This window comes from Anaerolentibacter hominis (assembly GCF_032380675.1).
GTDB classification, from domain to species: Bacteria; Bacillota; Clostridia; order Lachnospirales; family Lachnospiraceae; genus Anaerolentibacter; species Anaerolentibacter hominis.
Genome location: NZ_JAWDIX010000001.1, coordinates 69,574 through 89,755 on the forward strand (window position 1 = coordinate 69,574; position 20,182 = coordinate 89,755).

Annotated in this window: 18 protein-coding genes; 10 read left to right on the top strand and 8 right to left on the bottom strand. The window is 45.4% G+C overall.

Annotated features, from left to right (window positions below):
* Nucleotides 1-30 precede the first annotated feature (30 nt).
* Entirely contained in the window at nt 31-594 is a 564-nt protein-coding gene (locus tag ABCW47_RS00205; protein WP_343207847.1) for a hypothetical protein, read from the top strand.
* Between the two features lie 231 nt (nt 595-825).
* Nucleotides 826-2,040, top strand: coding sequence for an ABC transporter substrate-binding protein (locus ABCW47_RS00210; RefSeq protein WP_343207848.1), 1,215 nt, complete (start codon nt 826-828; stop codon nt 2,038-2,040).
* 226 nt (nt 2,041-2,266) lie between these two features.
* On the opposite strand, the gene ABCW47_RS00215 is transcribed toward ABCW47_RS00210, so the two are convergent.
* The 5 genes from ABCW47_RS00215 to rpsL all read right to left on the bottom strand — a co-directional run bounded on the left by ABCW47_RS00215 (nt 2,267) and on the right by rpsL (nt 7,416).
* Nucleotides 2,267-2,443, bottom strand: coding sequence for a DUF4250 domain-containing protein (locus ABCW47_RS00215; protein WP_343207849.1), 177 nt, complete (start codon nt 2,441-2,443; stop codon nt 2,267-2,269).
* A 205-nt stretch (nt 2,444-2,648) separates the two neighbouring features.
* Nucleotides 2,649-3,842 carry an elongation factor Tu gene (gene tuf, locus ABCW47_RS00220; protein WP_343207850.1) on the bottom strand — a complete coding sequence of 398 codons (1,194 nt, stop codon included), beginning with the start codon at nt 3,840-3,842 and terminating at the stop codon, nt 2,649-2,651.
* Nucleotides 3,843-4,019: 177 nt separating this feature from the next.
* Nucleotides 4,020-6,140: an elongation factor G gene (gene fusA, locus ABCW47_RS00225; protein WP_343207851.1), complete on the bottom strand. Its 2,121-nt coding sequence runs from the start codon at nt 6,138-6,140 to the stop codon at nt 4,020-4,022.
* 156 nt (nt 6,141-6,296) lie between these two features.
* Complete coding sequence (rpsG, locus tag ABCW47_RS00230) at nt 6,297-6,767, bottom strand: 30S ribosomal protein S7 (protein ID WP_343207852.1); 471 nt, start codon at nt 6,765-6,767, stop codon at nt 6,297-6,299.
* A 229-nt stretch (nt 6,768-6,996) separates the two neighbouring features.
* Complete coding sequence (gene rpsL / locus ABCW47_RS00235) at nt 6,997-7,416, bottom strand: 30S ribosomal protein S12 (protein WP_343207853.1); 420 nt, start codon at nt 7,414-7,416, stop codon at nt 6,997-6,999.
* Nucleotides 7,417-7,771: 355 nt separating this feature from the next.
* On the opposite strand from rpsL, the gene ABCW47_RS00240 reads away from it, so the two are divergent.
* The gene (locus tag ABCW47_RS00240; RefSeq protein ID WP_343207854.1) at nt 7,772-7,975 is read left to right on the top strand and encodes a DUF1858 domain-containing protein; all 204 of its coding nucleotides are present in this window, start codon (nt 7,772-7,774) and stop codon (nt 7,973-7,975) included.
* A gap of 132 nt (nt 7,976-8,107) precedes the next feature.
* Here ABCW47_RS00240 and ABCW47_RS00245 read toward each other — a convergent pair whose 3' ends face one another.
* On the bottom strand, nt 8,108-8,893 hold the full coding sequence (locus ABCW47_RS00245; RefSeq protein ID WP_343207855.1) for an adaptor protein MecA: 786 nt from the start codon (nt 8,891-8,893) through the stop codon (nt 8,108-8,110).
* A gap of 422 nt (nt 8,894-9,315) precedes the next feature.
* Between ABCW47_RS00245 and ABCW47_RS00250 the strand changes: the two genes are divergently transcribed.
* From ABCW47_RS00250 to ABCW47_RS00270, 5 genes are all read left to right on the top strand, one after another.
* Nucleotides 9,316-10,683: a serine/threonine protein kinase gene (locus tag ABCW47_RS00250; protein ID WP_343209562.1), complete on the top strand. Its 1,368-nt coding sequence runs from the start codon at nt 9,316-9,318 to the stop codon at nt 10,681-10,683.
* On the top strand, nt 10,658-11,245 hold the full coding sequence (locus ABCW47_RS00255; RefSeq protein ID WP_343207856.1) for a hypothetical protein: 588 nt from the start codon (nt 10,658-10,660) through the stop codon (nt 11,243-11,245). The genes ABCW47_RS00250 and ABCW47_RS00255 overlap by 26 nt, the downstream gene beginning before the upstream one ends.
* Before the next feature lie 17 nt (nt 11,246-11,262).
* Nucleotides 11,263-12,093 carry an SAF domain-containing protein gene (locus ABCW47_RS00260; protein ID WP_343207857.1) on the top strand — a complete coding sequence of 277 codons (831 nt, stop codon included), beginning with the start codon at nt 11,263-11,265 and terminating at the stop codon, nt 12,091-12,093.
* A 769-nt stretch (nt 12,094-12,862) separates the two neighbouring features.
* On the top strand, nt 12,863-14,602 hold the full coding sequence (locus ABCW47_RS00265) for a glycosyl hydrolase family 18 protein (protein WP_343207858.1): 1,740 nt from the start codon (nt 12,863-12,865) through the stop codon (nt 14,600-14,602).
* A gap of 119 nt (nt 14,603-14,721) precedes the next feature.
* The gene (locus ABCW47_RS00270; RefSeq protein WP_343207859.1) at nt 14,722-15,414 is read left to right on the top strand and encodes an N-acetylmuramoyl-L-alanine amidase; all 693 of its coding nucleotides are present in this window, start codon (nt 14,722-14,724) and stop codon (nt 15,412-15,414) included.
* 169 nt (nt 15,415-15,583) lie between these two features.
* Here ABCW47_RS00270 and ABCW47_RS00275 read toward each other — a convergent pair whose 3' ends face one another.
* Together ABCW47_RS00275 and ABCW47_RS00280 are read right to left on the bottom strand one after the other, a co-directional pair.
* The gene (locus ABCW47_RS00275; RefSeq protein ID WP_343207860.1) at nt 15,584-17,014 is read right to left on the bottom strand and encodes a four-carbon acid sugar kinase family protein; all 1,431 of its coding nucleotides are present in this window, start codon (nt 17,012-17,014) and stop codon (nt 15,584-15,586) included.
* 41 nt (nt 17,015-17,055) lie between these two features.
* Nucleotides 17,056-17,715 carry an aspartate/glutamate racemase family protein gene (locus ABCW47_RS00280; RefSeq protein WP_343207861.1) on the bottom strand — a complete coding sequence of 220 codons (660 nt, stop codon included), beginning with the start codon at nt 17,713-17,715 and terminating at the stop codon, nt 17,056-17,058.
* A gap of 264 nt (nt 17,716-17,979) precedes the next feature.
* Here ABCW47_RS00280 and ABCW47_RS00285 point away from each other — a divergent pair, with 264 nt between their 5' ends.
* Nucleotides 17,980-18,864 (top strand): MurR/RpiR family transcriptional regulator, encoded by an 885-nt coding sequence (locus ABCW47_RS00285; protein WP_343207862.1) that lies wholly within the window; start codon nt 17,980-17,982, stop codon nt 18,862-18,864.
* 229 nt (nt 18,865-19,093) lie between these two features.
* The gene (locus ABCW47_RS00290) at nt 19,094-20,161 is read left to right on the top strand and encodes an L-threonylcarbamoyladenylate synthase (RefSeq protein ID WP_343207863.1); all 1,068 of its coding nucleotides are present in this window, start codon (nt 19,094-19,096) and stop codon (nt 20,159-20,161) included.
* Nucleotides 20,162-20,182: the final 21 nt, after the last annotated feature.

Here is a 20,182-nt window from a genome sequence, read left to right on the forward strand (position 1 = left end):
AAAGGAAAAGAGACAAACGGAGGGATTGAAATGAGAAAAAGAGTTTTAAGTGGTATATTAGTGCTGGTGCTGACACTGACCATGGGAAGTACAGCGTTAGCTAAGGAGACTACAGATAAGACAACCAAAGAAGTAACCACAAATGAGAGCAGCAGTGAAATGAAGCTGGAGGGGAAAGTAGGCACCCCTGGAGCTGATCTGATCAGCGTTGTGCTTCCTTCAAGCATTAACTTCCAGATCGGTACAGAAGGCGAGCAGGCATTCAAAGAGATCATATCCGCGACAGGAACGATAGAGAACCTTTCAACAAGTGATGTGAATATTACTCTGGAAGAGGTAACCGATACGAAAGGGCTGCTGGGAATGGTGGACCTGGCGCTGGCTCCTGTTGATAAAACATTAACGGATGCAATGGCGTCCAATATGCTGGTTGTCGGAACAGCTAGGAATATGCTTCTGGGCAAAGTAGCGGCAGGAGGAGGCACACTGCCCCTTAAGGTATTTGGTCAGGCTAAGGCCAGCAGTAAGATCGTAGATGGAGAATATAACATAACAACGATATTGAAGGTGACTGCAGTTACTGCTACTCCATAAATGCAATAAATACATATAAAATGCTTGTTGTCTACATGAATAGGATCACGAAAAGGGATTATGCAAGATCAAATCTTGCGTAATCCCTTTTTTAATAATATTAGTATATCAATAATATATTAGACGTATTACTTGAAATATTATCAGTAAAATGCTATAATAATACTCAACACAAACTTGTCATACAAGTGGTGACGGAATATCAAAGGTTGATGAAAGGAGAATAGTAGTATGAAGAAAGCAATATGTTGTATTCTTGTGTTATTACTAGTGTGCGGCAGCGTTATTGGCTGTTCGAAAAAAGAGGATAACGGAAATCCTGGTGAAACCGGTCAGACAAGCGGAAACAAAGATAGTGAAAAATCAGATAACATGGATGCAGAACAGCCTAAGGAAGTAAAGCTTGCTCTGGTTGGGCCTATGACGGGAGACAATTCCCAGTATGGGATTCAGTTCGAACGTGGTGCCAAAGAATTTATGGAAGAATACAATGCAAGAGGTGGGACACAGCTTTCTATTGATATCTTCGACGACAAAAATGATGCCAAGGAAGCGGTGAGCCTTGCAAATAAAATTATTACAGACGGCAGCTATGCCGCTATCATCGGTCCATTTAGCTCCACCTGTGCGCTCGCCATGGCAGAAGTAACGGATGAAGAAAAGATGATTACGGTATCCCCCACCTGCTCTCATGCAGACTATGTAGCCCTGTATGATTATACTTTTCGGCTTCCCCATGTAAATGCCTATGAAGGAGAAGTGGCAGCGGAATATATGCAAAATACATGGAGCACGAAGAAGGTTGCGGGTATTTATTCAAATAACGACTGGGGAATCGGGATAGATGATGCCTTTGTAAATAAAGCGGAAGATCTGGGAATGGACGTTGTAGCCAACGAATCATTTATACAGGGCCAGACCAAGGACTTTTCTTCTATCATCACAAAGATCAAGCAGAATGGCGCAGAAGCCGTATATTATATGGGACAGTACACAGAGGCCAGCAGTGTCCTGAGGCAGATCAAGGATATGGGACTGGATATCGAGGTGGTTATTACGACTTCAGCCTATAAGCTGGAAACTCTGGAGCTGGCAGAAGGCGCAGCAGCAGATGCGGTATTCTTAAGTACCTTTTTTGAAGATCCTGATAATGAGAGAACCGCTGCTTTCAGCAAACTGGTCAAGGATAAATATGATTCTACCCTTGACAACTTTATTCTGCGATCCTATGAGGCCGCAGACTGGATCATGCAGGCATTTGACAAATGCCAGTCTACAGATCCCGATACCCTGCGTCAGGCTATGATTGACGTTGGAAAAGCGGGAATCGACGGTATGAGCGGACCGTTTACAATGGAAGACGACCGCAATATCAAACGGACCTTCTATTACTGTAAATGGAACGGCAAGAACGGGGCAGAACGTGGATTTGAACTGGTAAAATAAAAGGATAAGCGCCCTTTATAAATAAAATAACGCTCTGTCTCAGCCGAGACAGAGCGTTATTCTTTGTGATATAGGAAACTGCGTTCCCTATATCACAAAAATGCTCCGCAGGATGCACACTCGCGTGAGAAGAGAAAGTCAGCTAAGCTGACCACGCTCGGCGCGCAAAGAGTGCAAGCCCCTCATAAGTGAGGGACTTGCACTCTTTGATCTTTCAGAAACAATCTTAACGAAACTGATTCATTTCAGGTATATATTCATAATCAATTGCAGACATTTTCTGTAGAAGCTCATCTTTGTTGAGCTTTAAATCGTCGCAAAGTTTGTCCAATGATGAATACTGATCCCTCAGCTTCATATTTGTGAAACTGAGCAGCATTATAGGATCTTTTGGTATATACATAATTTCCCCCTGTCTGCCGCGGCGTGAAGATGATATAGATGGCCGGCGGCATGGTTTCCCCGGAGTTTCTCTTTGCTAACATTGTACGACAAAGACAAAGTTTTGTGTCTGGCTGTCCTTTCGATTTGACGAACACGCAAAACTCAAGGATATAAAAACGGTTCCTGGCCATAGGCCAGGAACCGTGATAGTTTAAAGCTGATTATTACTCAATAATTCTAGCAACACGACCTGAACCAACTGTACGGCCACCTTCACGGATAGCGAAAGTAAGACCCTGATCCATAGCGATCGGATGAATCAGTTCAATTGACATTTCAACGTTATCGCCAGGCATACACATCTCAACACCATCCGGTAATGTGATAACACCGGTAACGTCAGTTGTTCTGAAATAGAACTGAGGTCTGTAATTGTTAAAGAAAGGTGTATGACGGCCACCCTCGTCTTTTGTCAGTACGTAAACCTGAGCTGCAAATTTGGTATGGCATTTGATGGTACCCGGATGAGCAAGAACCTGTCCTCTTTCGATTTCGTTTCTCTGAACACCACGAAGCAGAGCACCGATATTATCACCAGCCTGAGCCTCATCCAGAAGTTTACGGAACATCTCGATACCGGTTACAACAACTTTACGGGTTTCTTCTTTGATACCAACGATTTCAACTTCTTCAGATACATGAAGGACACCACGCTCAACTCTACCGGTAGCAACAGTACCACGGCCGGTGATGGAGAATACATCCTCTACAGGCATCAGGAAAGGCTGATCTGTAGCACGCTTCGGATCTGGAATCCAGCTGTCAACAGCTTCCATTAACTCCAGAATCTTGTCGCCCCATTCGCTGCTCGGATCTTCCAGAGCTTTCAGAGCGGAACCCTGGATAACAGGTGTGTCATCGCCCGGGAAATCATACTCTGTTAACAGATCTCTGATCTCCATCTCTACTAATTCAAGTAATTCCTCATCGTCTACCATATCACATTTGTTCATGAATACTACGATGTAAGGAACACCTACCTGACGGGAAAGTAAGATATGCTCTTTTGTCTGAGCCATAACACCATCGGTAGCTGCAACAACCAGGATAGCACCATCCATCTGAGCTGCACCGGTGATCATGTTCTTTACATAATCGGCATGGCCTGGGCAGTCAACGTGAGCATAGTGACGATTCTGTGTCTCATATTCAACGTGAGCAGTAGAGATTGTGATACCACGTTCTCTCTCCTCGGGAGCTTTATCGATCTGGTCGAATGCAATTTCTTCGCCAGTTCCTAATCTAGCATTCAGGGTTTTTGTGATAGCAGCTGTTAAAGTTGTTTTACCATGGTCAACGTGGCCGATGGTACCAATATTACAGTGTGGCTTATTTCTTTCGAATTTAGCTTTTGCCATTTTTAAAGTCCTCCTTTACCTTGTCGGTACCGCATTCTGCGGAAAAATAATTTTTATTATTTTACTTTTTTTGGAAATGATACTCTTTTTGCAGTATCGTCATATATGCCTAATTATATTTCAACTCAGCATATTTTTCAAGTATTTATTATCCCAGGCAAAGCCTGTAAATACTGATTATTTCTCGGGTCTGCTAGCCAGAACCTTCTCTGCAATATTTTTCGGAACCTGCTCGTATTTCTCGAAGAACATAGAGTAGTTACCACGGCCCTGTGTCTTGGAACGCAGGTCGGTGGCGTATCCGAACATCTCTGCCAGCGGAACATAACCACGGATCAGACGGCCTCCGCCGATATCATCCATACCTTCGATACGTCCGCGGCGGGAGTTGATATCACCGATAACATCGCCCATATAATCTTCCGGAGTCGTAACTTCCACTCGCATGATAGGCTCAAGCAGAACAGGATTGCCTTTCTTCATTGCATCCTTGAACGCCATAGAACCGGCGATCTTAAATGCCATCTCACTTGAATCGACCTCATGGTAAGAACCATCGTATACATTCGCATGAACGCCCAGTACAGGGAATCCGCCAAGAATACCGGCCTGAGTAGCTTCTTCAATACCCTGGCCGACAGCAGGGATGTATTCCTTCGGAATAGCACCACCCACAACAGTGGATTCGAATTTAAAGGTTTCCTCACCATTGGGGTCCATAGGCTCAAATTTAACTTTACAGTGACCATACTGACCACGTCCACCAGACTGTCTTGCATATTTGCTGTCCACGTCCACCGGATTTGTAAAGGTTTCTTTGTATGCAACCTGAGGAGCACCAACGTTAGCCTCTACCTTGAATTCACGAAGAAGACGGTCTACGATGATCTCCAGATGAAGTTCACCCATACCGGCAATGATCGTCTGACCGGTCTCTGTATCTGTGTGAGCACGGAAAGTAGGATCTTCTTCCGCAAGTTTTGCAAGAGCTTCGCCCATCTTGCCCTGGCCGGCCTTGGTCTTAGGCTCAATAGCCAGTTCGATAACAGGCTCGGGGAATTCCATGGACTCCAGGATAACCGGATGCTGCTCATCACAGAGAGTATCACCGGTAGTCGTAAGTTTAAACCCTACTGCGGCAGCGATATCACCTGCGTAAACTTTATCCAGCTCGGCACGCTTATTCGCATGCATCTGAAGAATACGGCCTACACGTTCTTTTTTCTCCTTTGTTGCATTCAGTACATAAGAACCGGAGTTCATAGTACCGGAATACACACGGAAGAAAGCAAGTTTTCCTACAAACGGGTCGGTCATAATCTTGAATGCCAGTGCGGAAAACGGTTCGTCATCAGAAGAGTGACGCTCTACTTCATTGCCGTCCATATCCACACCCTTGATAGCAGCGATGTCGGTAGGAGCAGGCATATACTCAAGGATTGCATCCAGAAGTTTCTGAACGCCCTTATTTCTGTATGCAGTACCGCAGCAAACAGGCACGGCTGTACATTCACAGGTACCTTTTCTAAGTGCTTTCTTTAAATCTTCCACGGACGGCTCTTCGCCCTCCAGGTAAGCCATCATTAAATCATCGTCTAATTCACAGATCTTTTCGACTAACTCTGTTCTGTAAAGTTCAGCATCATCCTTCATGTCTTCCGGGATCTCGGTAATGGAGATATCCTCACCCTTCTCATCATTGTAGATATATGCCTGCATCTCAAACAGATCGATAATACCCTTGAACTCATCCTCTTTGCCGATTGGCAGCTGAAGGATAATAGTGTTTTTACCTAATCTTGTTCTGATCTGCTCAACTGCGCCATAGAAATTGGCTCCCAGGATATCCATCTTATTGATGAATGCCATTCTGGGTACGTTGTAGGTATCAGCCTGACGCCATACATTTTCAGACTGAGGCTCCACACCGCCTTTAGCACAGAAAACACCCACAGCGCCGTCCAGTACACGAAGGGAACGCTCTACCTCGACGGTAAAGTCAACGTGTCCAGGAGTATCAATAATATTGATACGATGCTCTAAAGCACCCGGTTTTGGCTGATTGTTTTCCTGCATGGTCCAATGGCAAGTCGTAGCCGCTGAAGTAATTGTGATACCTCTTTCCTGTTCCTGCTCCATCCAGTCCATGGTAGCAGTACCTTCATGAGTATCACCAATCTTATAGTTAACACCGGTATAGTACAAAATACGCTCGGTAAGAGTTGTCTTACCGGCATCGATATGTGCCATAATACCGATGTTTCTGGTTCTCTCTAACGGATATTCTCTTCCAGCCAAAGATTTTTCCTCCTTGTTATTCATACACCAAATGCTGTCCGTCTCCGGAAGCAGCAAAATCAAATAGGCTGAAACTAAGTTTCAACAAATGCAGACAAGACATTCCGGCAGACCGGCCTGCTTGTCATGAATCAAAGACACAAAGGCCTGAACAGATTACCAGCGGTAATGAGCGAATGCCTTGTTTGCCTCTGCCATTTTGTGCATATCTTCTTTTTTCTTAACAGATGCACCGGTATTGTTGGATGCATCAACGATTTCATTTGCAAGTCGTTCGATCTGAGTTTTCTCGCCTCTTTTACGAGAATACTGTGTGATCCAGCGAAGTGCCAGAGCCTGTCTTCTTTCCGGTCTTACCTCGATCGGAACCTGATAGGTAGCACCACCGATACGTCTTGCCTTTACTTCCAGAACAGGCATGATATTATTCATTGCTTCTTCAAATACTTCTACCGGATCTTTGCCGGTTTTCTCCTGTACCTGATCGAATGCTCCGTATACGATTTTCTGAGCAACACCCTTTTTGCCATCCAACATGATATTGTTGATGAGCTTTGTAACAACTTTATTATTGTATAAAGGATCTGCTAATACGTCTCTTTTTTGGATATGTCCTTTACGTGGCACGTTACTTCCCTCCTTTAAGAATATTCATTCTCTTGTCTCGGACTGATCAGTCCGGGTGTGAAAAATACATTTCCACACATAGGTACTCACATGAACTCCTGTGTTCGCGCACGGTTAACATTTATATCTGAACCCGCAGGCTAAATAGTAAAAATTAATCCGGCACTTTTAACAATCAGAAATGACTGTTTACAGATTAGTGAAATCCCTATCACCGACTCCAGGTTTATTATTTACCTGCTTTCGGTCTCTTAGCGCCGTATTTGGAACGGGCCTGTCTCCTGTTGGCAACACCTGCTGTATCCAGAGTACCTCTGATGATATGGTATCTGGTACCAGGTAAGTCTTTTACTCTGCCGCCACGGATCAGGACAACACTATGCTCCTGTAAGTTGTGGCCTTCACCAGGGATATAACTCGTAACTTCCACACCGTTGGAAAGACGAACTCTGGCAATCTTTCTAAGAGCTGAGTTAGGCTTCTTAGGGGTTGCTGTTCTAACTGCAGTACAAACGCCTCTCTTCTGAGGAGAAGACTGATTTGTCTGTTTCTTTCTCAATGAGTTGAATCCATGCTGAAGAGCTGGAGAAGTAGATTTCTTTTCGATAGTTGTTCTACCTTTTCTGACTAATTGGTTAAAAGTTGGCATTAATTTTCACCTCCTGCATTGAAATATGTTTTTGCAATTTACAAATGGGCGCACCTATATCGTATACCTATAAAATGCACGCTTATTGAGTATAAAGCCATTTCTGGTAATTGTCAAGGGATATTTTCCTTGTGTTTACCGGCCTTTTTTCGCTTTTTAACGAAATGGAAGAGATGATTGACATATAAATAGGAAGAAAGTAATTTGATTCAGACACAAAATATGGCGGGGAACTGTTCTATACTACAAAATATGGAGTGGTTTGGCGAGACTACTTGACGCGGGCACAGAAGAAGGAATATAATGAATTCCATATTGAAATGTAATTCCATTATTGGACAAGGAGGAACCAGACATGGCTGTTATTACGAAGGAAATGACGATCGGTGAAATTCTTAGAATAGATCAGGGGCTGATTCCGGTGCTCATGGCATCGGGAATGCACTGCATTGGCTGCCCGTCAGCACAGGGGGAGTCTGTGGAGGAAGCTGCTATGGTTCATGGCATTCCGGCAGATGAGCTGGTAGCTAAGCTGAATGAATATCTGGCTACAAAATAGCACAGAAAAACAAACGCCGGTACACTTGGTGAACCGGCATATTGTAAATAAAAGCCTCCGGGATAACCCGGAGGCTTTTATTTACAATAAGAATTCCGCAGACGGAATTAAATGGACTGCTGTTACAGACATCTACATGACGGAAAGAACCTGAAGAGCACTGTCCTTCACTATGGGTTCGTAGTGTTCGCGGATGTAGTCGCATGTGGCATACGTGGCGGAAACAGATCTGCCGTATTCGGTCATGATGTTGCAGATCTTATTAAATTCTTCCGGGGTATGGTCCGACTTATCCACAATCAGATAGTAGACGGAGGAATCGGTATCTTTATAGACACTGTTTACTCCATGATAGAAGTTTACAATGACACCGGCAAGGTGAATGATATCTTCCAGGGAGGAGAAGGAATAAATCTTGGTCAGATGTATCTGAATATTAGATTCTGTACTCTCTCCATCCACTGGTGCATCAGAAGAATCGGACGGTTCCGTGATCACGGAATCCGAATCATAGTAATCATCGTCCTCTTCTTTTTCTTCACCGTTTAATATCTGATTTATATGTTCAAAACAATTTAGTATCTCATCTGCATAGGATGCAGACGGCTCTTCTTTTTCTTCAGTAGGTTTATCCTGCGTAAACTTGGAAAAACGGGTATCCAGTTCATCCGGGTCCTCAATCTTGGTAATGACAAGAACCAGACATTCTCCCGACACCGGGATTGCCTCGATCATCAGAGGAATATCCTCTGCTTCAAAACCGAATTCTGCAGCAGCCTGCTGCATCATATCCCGGAATAATTCCTTGGCCCGGTCTGTACCGTAAGCCAGTTCGCTAAGACGAAGATGTCTTCCCAGCAAGTCATCTTTGTTCAGGGTACAACGAATCTGATTATCACTGATTTTTTCTATCTTCATGGTATCACTTCCCTTTTCACAAAAACAATTATCCTTGCCTTCACCCAAAGTATAAGGGATAAGTTTCTATAAGTCAATACTGAGGGCCGATGGCCAAATCTGGCAGAAATCATAGTGCCTTTTTAATACATTTATGCAGAAACCCGCAAAAAGATAATAAATCATACACGTCAGGAAGAATAAATTATCTTTATAAAACGGGGATAATATAATCAAAACAATAAATATGCTATACAACATTGCTAAAAAATCAAATATAGTATTGTAGAAATGCACATATTGAAAAATAGTCAGACAGAAGCTATAATAGGGGCATGAGATTTAAGGAAGACAGCAGTTCTGACTGAGAGAAGCTGTCTGAAACGGGTGCGGCAGAGGAAAGGGGGAGTATAGCAACCGTATGGTTTGAAAAGTACCGCATTATCAGTCCATTGGGGCAGGGAGCCACTGCCCGTGTTTTTCTTGCAGAGCATATCAGGATTCATGCACTCAGGGCGATCAAGCAGATACCGAAGCAGGACATTACAGCCCGGCAGGTGATGCAGGAAGTGCAGATTCTGAAAAATCTGAGACATCCGGGAATTCCTCTTATCTATGATGTGGAAGAAGATGAAAAATATTCTTATATTATTGAGGAATATCTGGAAGGCAAATCTTTAAAAGCTTACCGTCTTGAGCGGGAGAGCATCAGGGAGAAAGAAATTCTCCATCTTATTATTCCAATATGTGAATTAATCCAATACCTGCACGAATGTGAAAACCCAATTGTCTATCTGGACCTGAAACCTGAAAATATTATGGTTTGCGGAAACAGTTTAAAATTGGTTGACTTCGGGGCCTGTGCGTTTCTTAAGGAGCAGAAAGATCAGCGAAAATTTTCGATGGGAACCGTAGGTTATGCTGCCCCGGAGCAGTATCTGGAACAGAAACCGGACAGAAGAAGTGATATTTATGGAATCGGAGCGCTTCTTTTGTTTCTGATGGGAACCAGATCCGGTTATTCGGAATGTTTGTGCGGGATAGTGGATCGGTGCATGCAGCAGGAACCGTGTCTGAGATTTCAGACGATACGGGAACTGAGAGAAAACTGTATGATATTGCAGCATACCGGAAGCCTTGAATCTCTGGACATCTCAATCGCAGGAGCCCAACCCAGAACAGGAACAACCTATGTTTCGCATCTGATCACTTCCTATTTAAATAGAAACGGCATTCAGACGATTTATAAAGCGTACAATTTGAAAACTTTAAAAGAAAGCAGAAACAGATATGATGAAACGGAAGGATGGCCCGCGCAGCAGCACACAGAGGCCAGAGAGCATCCAGGTATATACCGCTGCGGGGCTTATCCTGCCAGGAAAATGTTAACCAGAAATAAAGTAAAGGTCACAGTACGGGATTTTGGCGTTTTAACGGAACAGAACAAAGCGAATTTTCTGAATGCAGACTTAAAGTGTATTGTGATGGGAAGCAATGATAGAGAACTGGAACAAGGTGAACAGGCTATCCGGAGGCTGGCGGAGCTGGCTGATGTGCAGTATCTGTTTAATTTTACAGGAAAAAAGCGGTTTCGATGGATCGAGCAGAATATGAAAGGACACCGCTGTGTAAGGATACCTTTGATTCCCCGGGGAGAATGGGGATGGAATAACAGAGAAATAACTGCTTTTGCAGAAAGACTGTTAGAACAAACTGGACTCCTGAAAAGAAAACGGTACAATCGGGCTGGAAAACCTGACAAAAATAGGAAAGGACTGGAATCGGATGAAAAAACGAATTCTCTGGAGTAAGATACGCCGGGAAGGCACCAGGGTTCAAAAAAAGATGATTGGAATCCTTGGAACCGGACCGGGGGCCGGAGTCACCCATACCGCGATAGCGGTTGCCATGTGTCTGACAAAACGGGGAGAGAAGACAGCTCTGCTGGAAATGAATCACAAGGGAGCATTCTCCATACTGAGGCAGGTTCTGTCAAAAGAACAGGAAAATGGATGGTTTTGCCTGAAGAATACGGCGTTTTATCCACAGGTTACCCGGAATCGGCTGCCGGAAGTCCTAAACCGCAGTTACAGTTGTTTTGTCCTGGATTTTGGCTGCGATGAGATTTGGCTGCGGGATGAATTCCTGCGATGCGGTACGAAAATAATAATTGGCGACTTGTCGCTTTGGAAACTAAAAGAGACAGACGACTTTTTAATGAGGATAAGGGATATTGAAGCTTATAAAACATGGAGTTATCTGGCTGTGTTCGGCAGCGTCTGGAATAAGCCGGGATTCCGTAAGATCCCGTTCTTCAATGACCCTTTTCTTCCAAACGAAGGGGCAGACCGGTTGTTCTGTTCTGTTTTGTAGGGAGGGATGTGATCCTTTTGCTTAGACATAATAAAATAATCCGGGCTGCTCTGACTGGAGCGGGCCTGACAGCCCTGTTTTTTTCTGTAGTCATCGGAATTATCTATTTTAATAGGAAAGAAAAAAACAGTCTGGAGGAACCTGATCCTGTACGGACTCTTGTACGCCTGAGCAGGGATGTGCAGGAGGGAGAAGAGATTTCGGATAACGATGTAGAATTGATAACTGTCCGCTCAACGGAACCGTCAATAGCATCGGGGAACCTCAGAGAAGTTGTTGGAAAACGGGCCAAAGTCTCTCTGAAACGCGGCGGCATTCTGAATGGTGATGTTTTATATGATGGAGAAAAGATAGAGGATGATCTGAGGCTGAGACAATACCGGTTTATCCAGCTGACGGATAAATTAAAACCTGGTGATTATGTCGATGTGCGAATTTCATTTTCCAGCGGAGCAGATTTCATCCTGCTGTCAAAAAAGAAGATCCAGGACATTACATTTCAGAATACGGAAGCCGGGACCGAAGACGGGCTGTGGATTCAGGTCAATGAGGAGGAAATGCTGCGCATGTCCAGCGCGGCGGTGGATGCCTATCTCCATGAAAACTGTACAATATATGCCATCTCATACATATTGGAGACACAGGCAGAAGCAGCCGTAAACTATCCGGTAAATGAAGTTGTGGAAAAATTACTGGAGGACGACCCGAATATTGCAGTAAGAGCGGAAAATTATCTGGCCGATCGTAAAGACCGGAACTCAATCGGCAGCCGGGATGATCCGGCAAAAGGAGAAACGAATCAAAATGTGCCGGAGGAAATACCAGATCCAATCCGGTATTTCGACTGATTGTTTTACCTGATCAACATAACACATATACCATCTCACTTAGTTATATTTAATAACCTTCTATCTGAACCGGCAGGAAGGGGTAAGCTATCTGCCGGAGAAGTATAAACTGCAGCTGTTGTTAATAGTTGTTGGTGTACCCCCGAATATTCAATGTATACGCTATTAGTCATTTTAACAGAATCAGGCGCCGTGTAATGAAAAGGAAGAAATTCCGTAAAGGTACTCCATACCCGCGGCAGTCTGAAGAGATTGAAAAACCGCCGGCAGTCAGATTGCCGGCGGCTTTTTATTACATACGGCGTGCAAAGCGTATAAGCCTCTCAAAGATTGAGGGGTTGGGGTGCCAATGTGGACTTGCCCACTTTGTTATACAAAAAATTGTCGAAATACAGTGACTCCTAAAAAGAAAAATGGTATAATGAACAATAACTGAGCGATAGCGAAGTTATTGTTCACTACTCAAAGGCGAAGCATTTGAGTAGAACCCGAAACCTGAGCGATAGCGAAGTTATTGTTCACTACTCAAAGGCGAAGCATTTGAGTAGAACCCGAAACCTGAGCGATAGCGAAGTTATTGTTCACTACTCAAAGGCAAAGCATTTGAGTAGAACCCGAAACCTGAGCGATAGCGAAGTTATTGTTCACTACTCAAAGGCGAAGCATTTGAGTAGAACCCGAAAATTTGTGAGGTGCGAAAACAGGAATTGAGCGGCATATTAGACGAACCGCTGAAAATATAGAGCAGAGTACGAGAAGGAGGCACACCGTGGAGGACTATAGAACAAGACATATGCGCCGGGCCAGAGAAAGAAGAAGGAAACAGATGATAACACTTGCTGTGTTGGTTGCGGTGGTTATTATCGTAGCAGTTTCTGCGATTATGCTTAAGAAGATGGGGCCGAATAAAGAACCGGCAGACCTGAATATGCATTATAAACTGGGGTCAGACGAGGTTATGCTGCTGCTGGAGAATAAAGAAGCTGAGGAACGGGGCCGGCTGATCGACGGACAGGTTTATGTTGATTATGAAACGGTGATCAATCATTTAAATAAGAGATTTTATTGGGATTCTAATGAAAATCTGATTTTGTACACAACGCCTACTGAGATCATAAAGGCGGAAGTAGGAAGCAAGAATTATTATGTTGTTAACAGTAAGGAGACGCTTAGCCACACTATAGTGAAGACAGAGGGCGATAAGGCGTATCTCTCACTGGAATTTGTGAAAAAGTTTTCTAACATAGAATATCAGGTGTATCAGGACCCGAACCGGGTGACGATTCAGTACCAGTGGGGCAATGAATTCCTGTACTCTAAGGTGAAGAAAGCCACACAGCTTCGGACTGAAGGAAACGTAAAGGGAGCGATTATCAAGGAACTGGCCGCCGGTGATGTTGTCCGTTACCTGGATGGGAATGTTGAAGGTAAGTTTGCGGAGATCATGACGGAAGATGGCCTGATCGGCTACGTGAACTTAAAACACCTGGAAGATTCTTATTATGACAGCAAGACTTCGGATTATGAGGAACCGAAGTATAAGAGTATAAGCAAGGATGAGACGATTAATCTGGTTTGGCATCAGGTTACGAACCAGACGGCAAACGATAATCTGCTAAATATGCTTTCTGGTACGAAGGGGGTTACTACCGTTTCGCCGACCTGGTATTCGGTAAATGGCAGCGATGGTTCCATTTCATCCCTTGCGAGCCAGAGATATGTGGACAGAGCTCACAATCTGGGCATTGAGGTGTGGGCGCTGGTAAACGATTTTGATAAAGATGTGGATATGATGAAAGTGCTGTCCACCACATCCAGCCGGGAGAAATTAAGCAATGAGCTTCTGGCGGAAGCAATTAAATATGGTTTTGACGGTATTAACGTGGACTTTGAAAATATTAGCCTTGAAATGGGCAGGCATTATATTCAGTTCCTTCGTGAATTGTCCGTCAAGTGCAGGAATAACGGTATCGTTCTTTCTATTGATAATTACGTTCCGTCTCCCTATTCAGAGTACTATGACCGGGAGGAGCAGGGCATTATCGCTGATTATGTTATTATCATGGCATATGATGAACACCATGGGACTTCGGAAGTGTCGGGGTCCGTTGCTTCCCAGCCTTTCCTGGAGAAAGCAATTGAGGATTCGCTGACAATGGTGCCTGCGGATAAGCTGATTATGGGGATTCCGTTCTACACCAGACTGTGGCAGGAGAAGGCAAAGAAGGACGGAACCGTCAAGGTGTCCTCCAAGGTTTACAATATGACAAATGCCCAGAAGCTGATGAAGGACATGAAGGTCGATCTGATCTGGGATGAAGACTGCAGTCAGTATTATGGCGAATATACCACCTCTGAGGGTACCTTCAAGATGTGGCTGGAGGATGAAAAATCCATTGAAGCCAAGATGAAGGCTATTTATAACAATAAGCTGGCCGGTGTGGCAGAGTGGAAGCTGGGACTTGAGTCGGACGGCGTGTGGAATGTCATTCAGAAGTATGTAAATTAAATAGTATTATATCCGGGAGCTGCTGCGCGAAAGCAACAGCTCCCTTATTTTGCAGGGAAGTAATAAAGGAAACGGCTGTCTCATAGAATAAAAGGAAGAGACAAAGAGCGGTTTGCAAAATGAAAATAAGAAAAGTTTTGTTGCTTGTCATTCCTCTTTTACTGTTTGCTGTGGGCATAACAACCAGTGCCGTAGTCGCCACGAGGGGAGAGATTCAGGACGACAGAAAAATTGTGATTGCGCTGGATGCAGGCCACGGGGGCGATGATCCGGGAAAGATCGGAATTAACGGCGCGCTGGAAAAGGACATTAATCTTTCCATCTGTTATTATTTAAAGGAGTTCCTGGAATTAAATGATATTGAAGTGGTACTGACCAGAACGGATGAAAAGGGACTTTATGAAGCCTCTGATCAAAATAAGAAGACTGCGGATCTGAACAGGAGGCTGAAAATTCTGGAAGATGAAGATGTGACTTTTGCTGTGAGCATCCATCAGAACAGCTTTGAACAGGAGAGTTCAAAGGGGGCTCAGGTCTTTTACTACACCGGTTCGGAAGACGGGCGTCAGATGGCGGAGATGATTCAGCAACAGATCATTACCGGTATCCAGCCGGATAACCACCGGGTAATTAAGCCGAATGATACGTATTATCTGTTAAAAAACTCCTGTTGTCCTCTTGTAATTGTGGAGTGCGGCTTTCTGTCGAACCAGAGCGAAGCAGAACTGCTGTGTGAGGAAGACTACCAGGAGAAAATGGCATGGGCCATCCACATGGGCATCATGCAGTACATAAACAGTGAAATGAAATAGATTCCTGGACCATGGAATGGGTTCAGGCATAATCATAGCGCCGATGTACGAAGGTGTGAACCCTTTCGTAATCGGCGCTAAACTGTGCGTCTGGTATAGTCTGTGTTCTTATTTATAGGCGAGTTTATAGGCGAGACCGGGCAGCAGATCAGTTTATTGAAATTTTCCGTTACTGCCCCATCAGAATCTGGGCTGCCTCCCGCAGCGTAGTAACTTCTCCCACGTTGCCGGGGAAAATCACATAGGGGGTGTGGGGGAACAGACTTTCTTCTCCTGTCTGCCAGACGGGAATGCCGGGACGGATCTGTCCCATAACAGTTGCCCGCTTAACCCGGAGGGCCTTCGTTCCCACATCGCTGGATGTAATACCTCCTTTTGCAATGACAAAGGCGGGAGCGGTTTTAAGATTGCCCACAAAAGACTGTACCGCATCCGAGATGCGGACAGAGCGAAGCAGGGCTTCTTCCTTTGTATCGTGATCTATGGTCAGAAGTTTCCGGTTCGTATAGACAACAGCGGTCTTCCCTGCGTCGACGGCTTCCTCACAAAGCTCCTGAACCCGGCTGATTTCATCCTGCCATTGTTCTGGAGAGGCAAGAACAAGATCCGAGCGGAACTCAATTCCAAGGAGACCAGAAAGGGTCAGGAGTTCGTTCAGCTGAGCGGTCGTCTTGGCTGTATGGGAACCGACTACAATGATACCTCCCTTTGAGGTATCACGGGTTACCATATCCTGACGGGTCAGCAGAGGCTTGTCTGTAATGCCGCCGAGGACTTTGACGATAGCGGCGGCCGTCCGGAACAGGTAACGTTTTCCCGCGGCCATGGCCCGGTAGAGGGCAGTACAGAATACTTTTATATCACAATAATCTATGGCGTTGACGATGACCTTCCGAAATCCGGTGACATCCAGCAGCAGACGGGTTATCCCATCATAGTCCATAGAACGCAGAAGATCCAGAGAGATGCAGGTAACCTCTGAGGCCGGAAACCTGCCGCCGGTTTTTTCTTCAACATAAGCGGGCAGCCCGGAAGAGTGATAACCAAAGGTCTTATCCCCGGCAAACTCTGTTTCCCCGGCGGGAACCAGTTCATCACCATACTGCACATAATGGATATTATTTAATGTAAAACGGCCTCCTTCTTTAAAGAAGGGGCAGAGAATTTCGCCGTCAATGGTACGTCCGCTTTCTTCCTCGAAAACCTCTTTCAATACTTCGGTTTCAAGCGGATAATGCCCTCTGAGCGTAGAGTCGCTCCGGCTGATCACAATCACATCCAGGCCCATTTCAGCAGAGACTCTGTGAATACGTCTTGCAATCTGTGTATGTACCTCTCTGGTCTGCGAGGCGGTAAATCCCCTGGAATTTGTCAGAATATAAAACAATTTATTCTGTTCACCCAGACCCTGGCGGATACTTTCCTCTTCCCAGTCTGTGTAGACCGAAATGCCGTGGACAGTCTGGACACCGGTAGGATCGTCATCCAGTACAATAATTTTGCACGGGTCAGATGCAATTTCTTTCTGAAGCAGAATATCTGCGGCAGCTTCATCAATGGATGGAAACTGGTTTAAAATATCGGTACGGATCGAAGCCATAGTAAATACCCCTTTCAATATATGATTTAACTATACCTTTTTTACTCCAGCCCATCAATGACCGATTTCAGATATTCAATCCCAATTCTGGGACTGGACAGTACCGGTTTATCAATATGGGCCAGCAGCGGCAGCAGGACAACCATGCTGCCCTGGGCGAGGACAACCACGTCGTTTTCCCTGGCGGCCTGCTCGACGGCCCCAATTACCATTTTATTGTGTGTTTCTGCGTCTCCTTTTTTAATCAGGATATCCATCGCTCCATCTACCAGGTATGGAGTCAGAGTTATTTCTTTTCCCTGCTCCTTTGCAGTTCTGATAATATTGCTGCTGCTGGGCTTTACTGTGGTGGCTACGGTGGCCACAAGGCCAATCTTCCTGCCGCTGTTTACTGCCTTTACCGCCATCCCCTTGTCTATGCTTACAATCGGAATGGAGCAGAAATTCTGAGCCCAGGCGGCTACCTCGCTGACAGAAGAACACTGGTTCAAAATGACATCAGCACCCATTTCCTCCGCAAATTTAAAATACGTGGACATGCGGTGACGGATATAAGGGGTAACGCCGTGATTTGCCACCACTTCATCCAGCAGGCTACTGTCGATAATTTCCTGTACCACTGCCTTCGGAATGATTTCGGCAATCAGATCTTTTAAGTCTTTGGAAGAAACCGCACTGGTTTCAACAATCACAATTTTCATAATATCGTCATATACGGGCTGCTGCTGACAAGAGACCGGGAGGGTGCAGTCCGCATAACTCCTTGTTCCTGAATTTCCCGGCCCAGAACGGAGTATAACTACTAAGTTTAAATTCATAACGAAGTTATACTGCGCAATCTGTATCCTAACACAATTTTCATGGTTTGTAAACAGAAATCTGATATGGATTTGTCGGAGGTAACATTGACAGGATACAGAAAAAAACCTATAGTTGAGTTAAGATAATGAACAAAGGAGAATCGTATGAGCAAGGGAATATCTCAAATCCGGAACAAGTATAATACTCTGTCCAGAAAGCAGAAAGAATTGGCCGATTACATTCTTCATAATATGGAGCAGGTAACGCTGATGACTATGAAGGAACTGGCCGACAGCTGTGAGACAAGCGAGGCTACCGTAGTGCGGTTCCTTCACAAGCTTGGATATGACTCCTACCAGCTGTTTCGTATGGACATGGTAAAGGAATATTCCGAATTGATGGGAGCGCCGGCACAGTACCGCATCCAGATTGAGGACGGCTATCAGAATGTCTCTCCCACCGACTCGGCCGGAGAGATAAAGTGCAAGGTAATGCATGCGGCATCTGCGGCAATTTTGGGCATTGAAAGTCTTGTGGATTCCGAACAGATTCAGAAAGCGGCGGACTGGATTCTCCATGCCGGGCAGATACAGTTTTTTGGTTCGGGAGGATCTTATATCATTGCCCTGGATGCGTTTCACAAGTTCTTTCGTCTTGACCTGCCTGTTTTCTGTGATTCAAATTCCCATTTTTCCCTGGTCAAGGCCGGTATGCTCACAGAGAGGGATGTAGTCCTGCTGATATCTCATACCGGAGAAAGCCTGGAGATCCTGGCCTGTGCAAGAAATGCCAGAAAATGCGGGGCAAAGGTGATTGCGCTGACTAGTTATATGAATTCCAGCCTGGCTAAGATGGCAGATCTGACTTTATTCAGTTCCCATAATGAACTGGAGTATTACACGGATGCAATGGTTTCCCGGCTTATCCAGCTGGCGGTACTGGATATGATCTACCTGGTGGTGCGTATTCAGATGGGGGATAAGGCCACGGAAAACCTGGCCAGGGCAAAGGGATCTATCACAGAGGTAAAAACCAGAAGACATTCGTAATCAGGAATGTTATGCCGCGCGGGCGGCGCCTGATGCCACGGATTTGACTTAAAAATGGTATATTTTATCATAGAAGTAGATAAGACTCCCACCTCTATAGGCGGGGAGTAAATAACAAATTCGTCTTGGTGGGAGCCCAGTCTCCTTCCAAGATAAAGCCTACGGCGGCTCGCAGCAAGTACGCCGAGGCGTACTTGAAAAGAGATAAAGGGGAAGGAAGTAAATCCACATGGATACGATTGTGCAGAAAATAGATTTGGACCGGTATACCGGAGAAGAGCTGCAGGACGCTGTGAAACTGCTTCGGGAGGGAGAACTTGTGGCATTTCCTACCGAGACCGTTTATGGGCTTGGGGCAGATGCCCTCCGGCCGGAGGCTGCCGCAAAGATTTACCGGGCCAAGGGGCGGCCTTCCGACAATCCGCTCATTGTCCATATTGCGTCTATGGAAAGCCTTCCTGTGCTGGCGCGGGAGATTCCTGAGAAAGCTCTTAAACTGGCTGATACATTCTGGCCGGGACCGCTTACCATGATATTTCCAAAGCAGGAACGGGTTCCTTTGGGGACCACGGGGGGCCTTGATACAGTGGCAGTCCGGATGCCAGGTCATCCGCTTGCCAAAGACCTGATACAACGATCCGGCTTATTTATCGCGGCGCCCAGTGCCAATATCTCAGGACGGCCGAGCCCGACCATGGCGGAACATGTATATGAGGATTTTAAGGGAAAGATACCGCTGATTCTGGATGGCGGACCGGTTGGAATCGGTCTGGAATCTACCGTCGTGGATATGACCGGCGATATACCGGTTATTTTAAGGCCCGGCTACATTACAAGGGAAATGCTTCAGGAGGTCGTTGGCAGAGTGGAGACGGACCGGGCTATCCTGGAAGAGAATGCGCAGCGTGATTTCGCACCCCGGGCTCCTGGGATGAAGTATAAACATTATGCGCCGAAGGGCAGTATGACTATCGTCGAGGGAGAGCCTGATGAAGTGGTTAAAACCATTAACCGTCTGGTGGAAGAGAAGCTGAGCGAGGGGTTCCGGGTAGGCGTAATTGCCACAACCGAGACGAAGGACAGCTATCCGAGAGGCATGATCCGCGTGATCGGAAGCCGTGCTGATGAGGATTCCATAGCCAGAGGGCTGTACGGGGTTCTGCGTGAGTTTGACGATCTTAAGGCAGATTATATTTACACGGAAGGGTTCGAGGAGGAAGCAAGGCTGGGACAGGCAATTATGAACCGGCTTTTGAAAGCCGCGGGTCACCAGGTGTTAAAGTTGAAGCGGTTCTGAATATGAGACAATATTGACAGA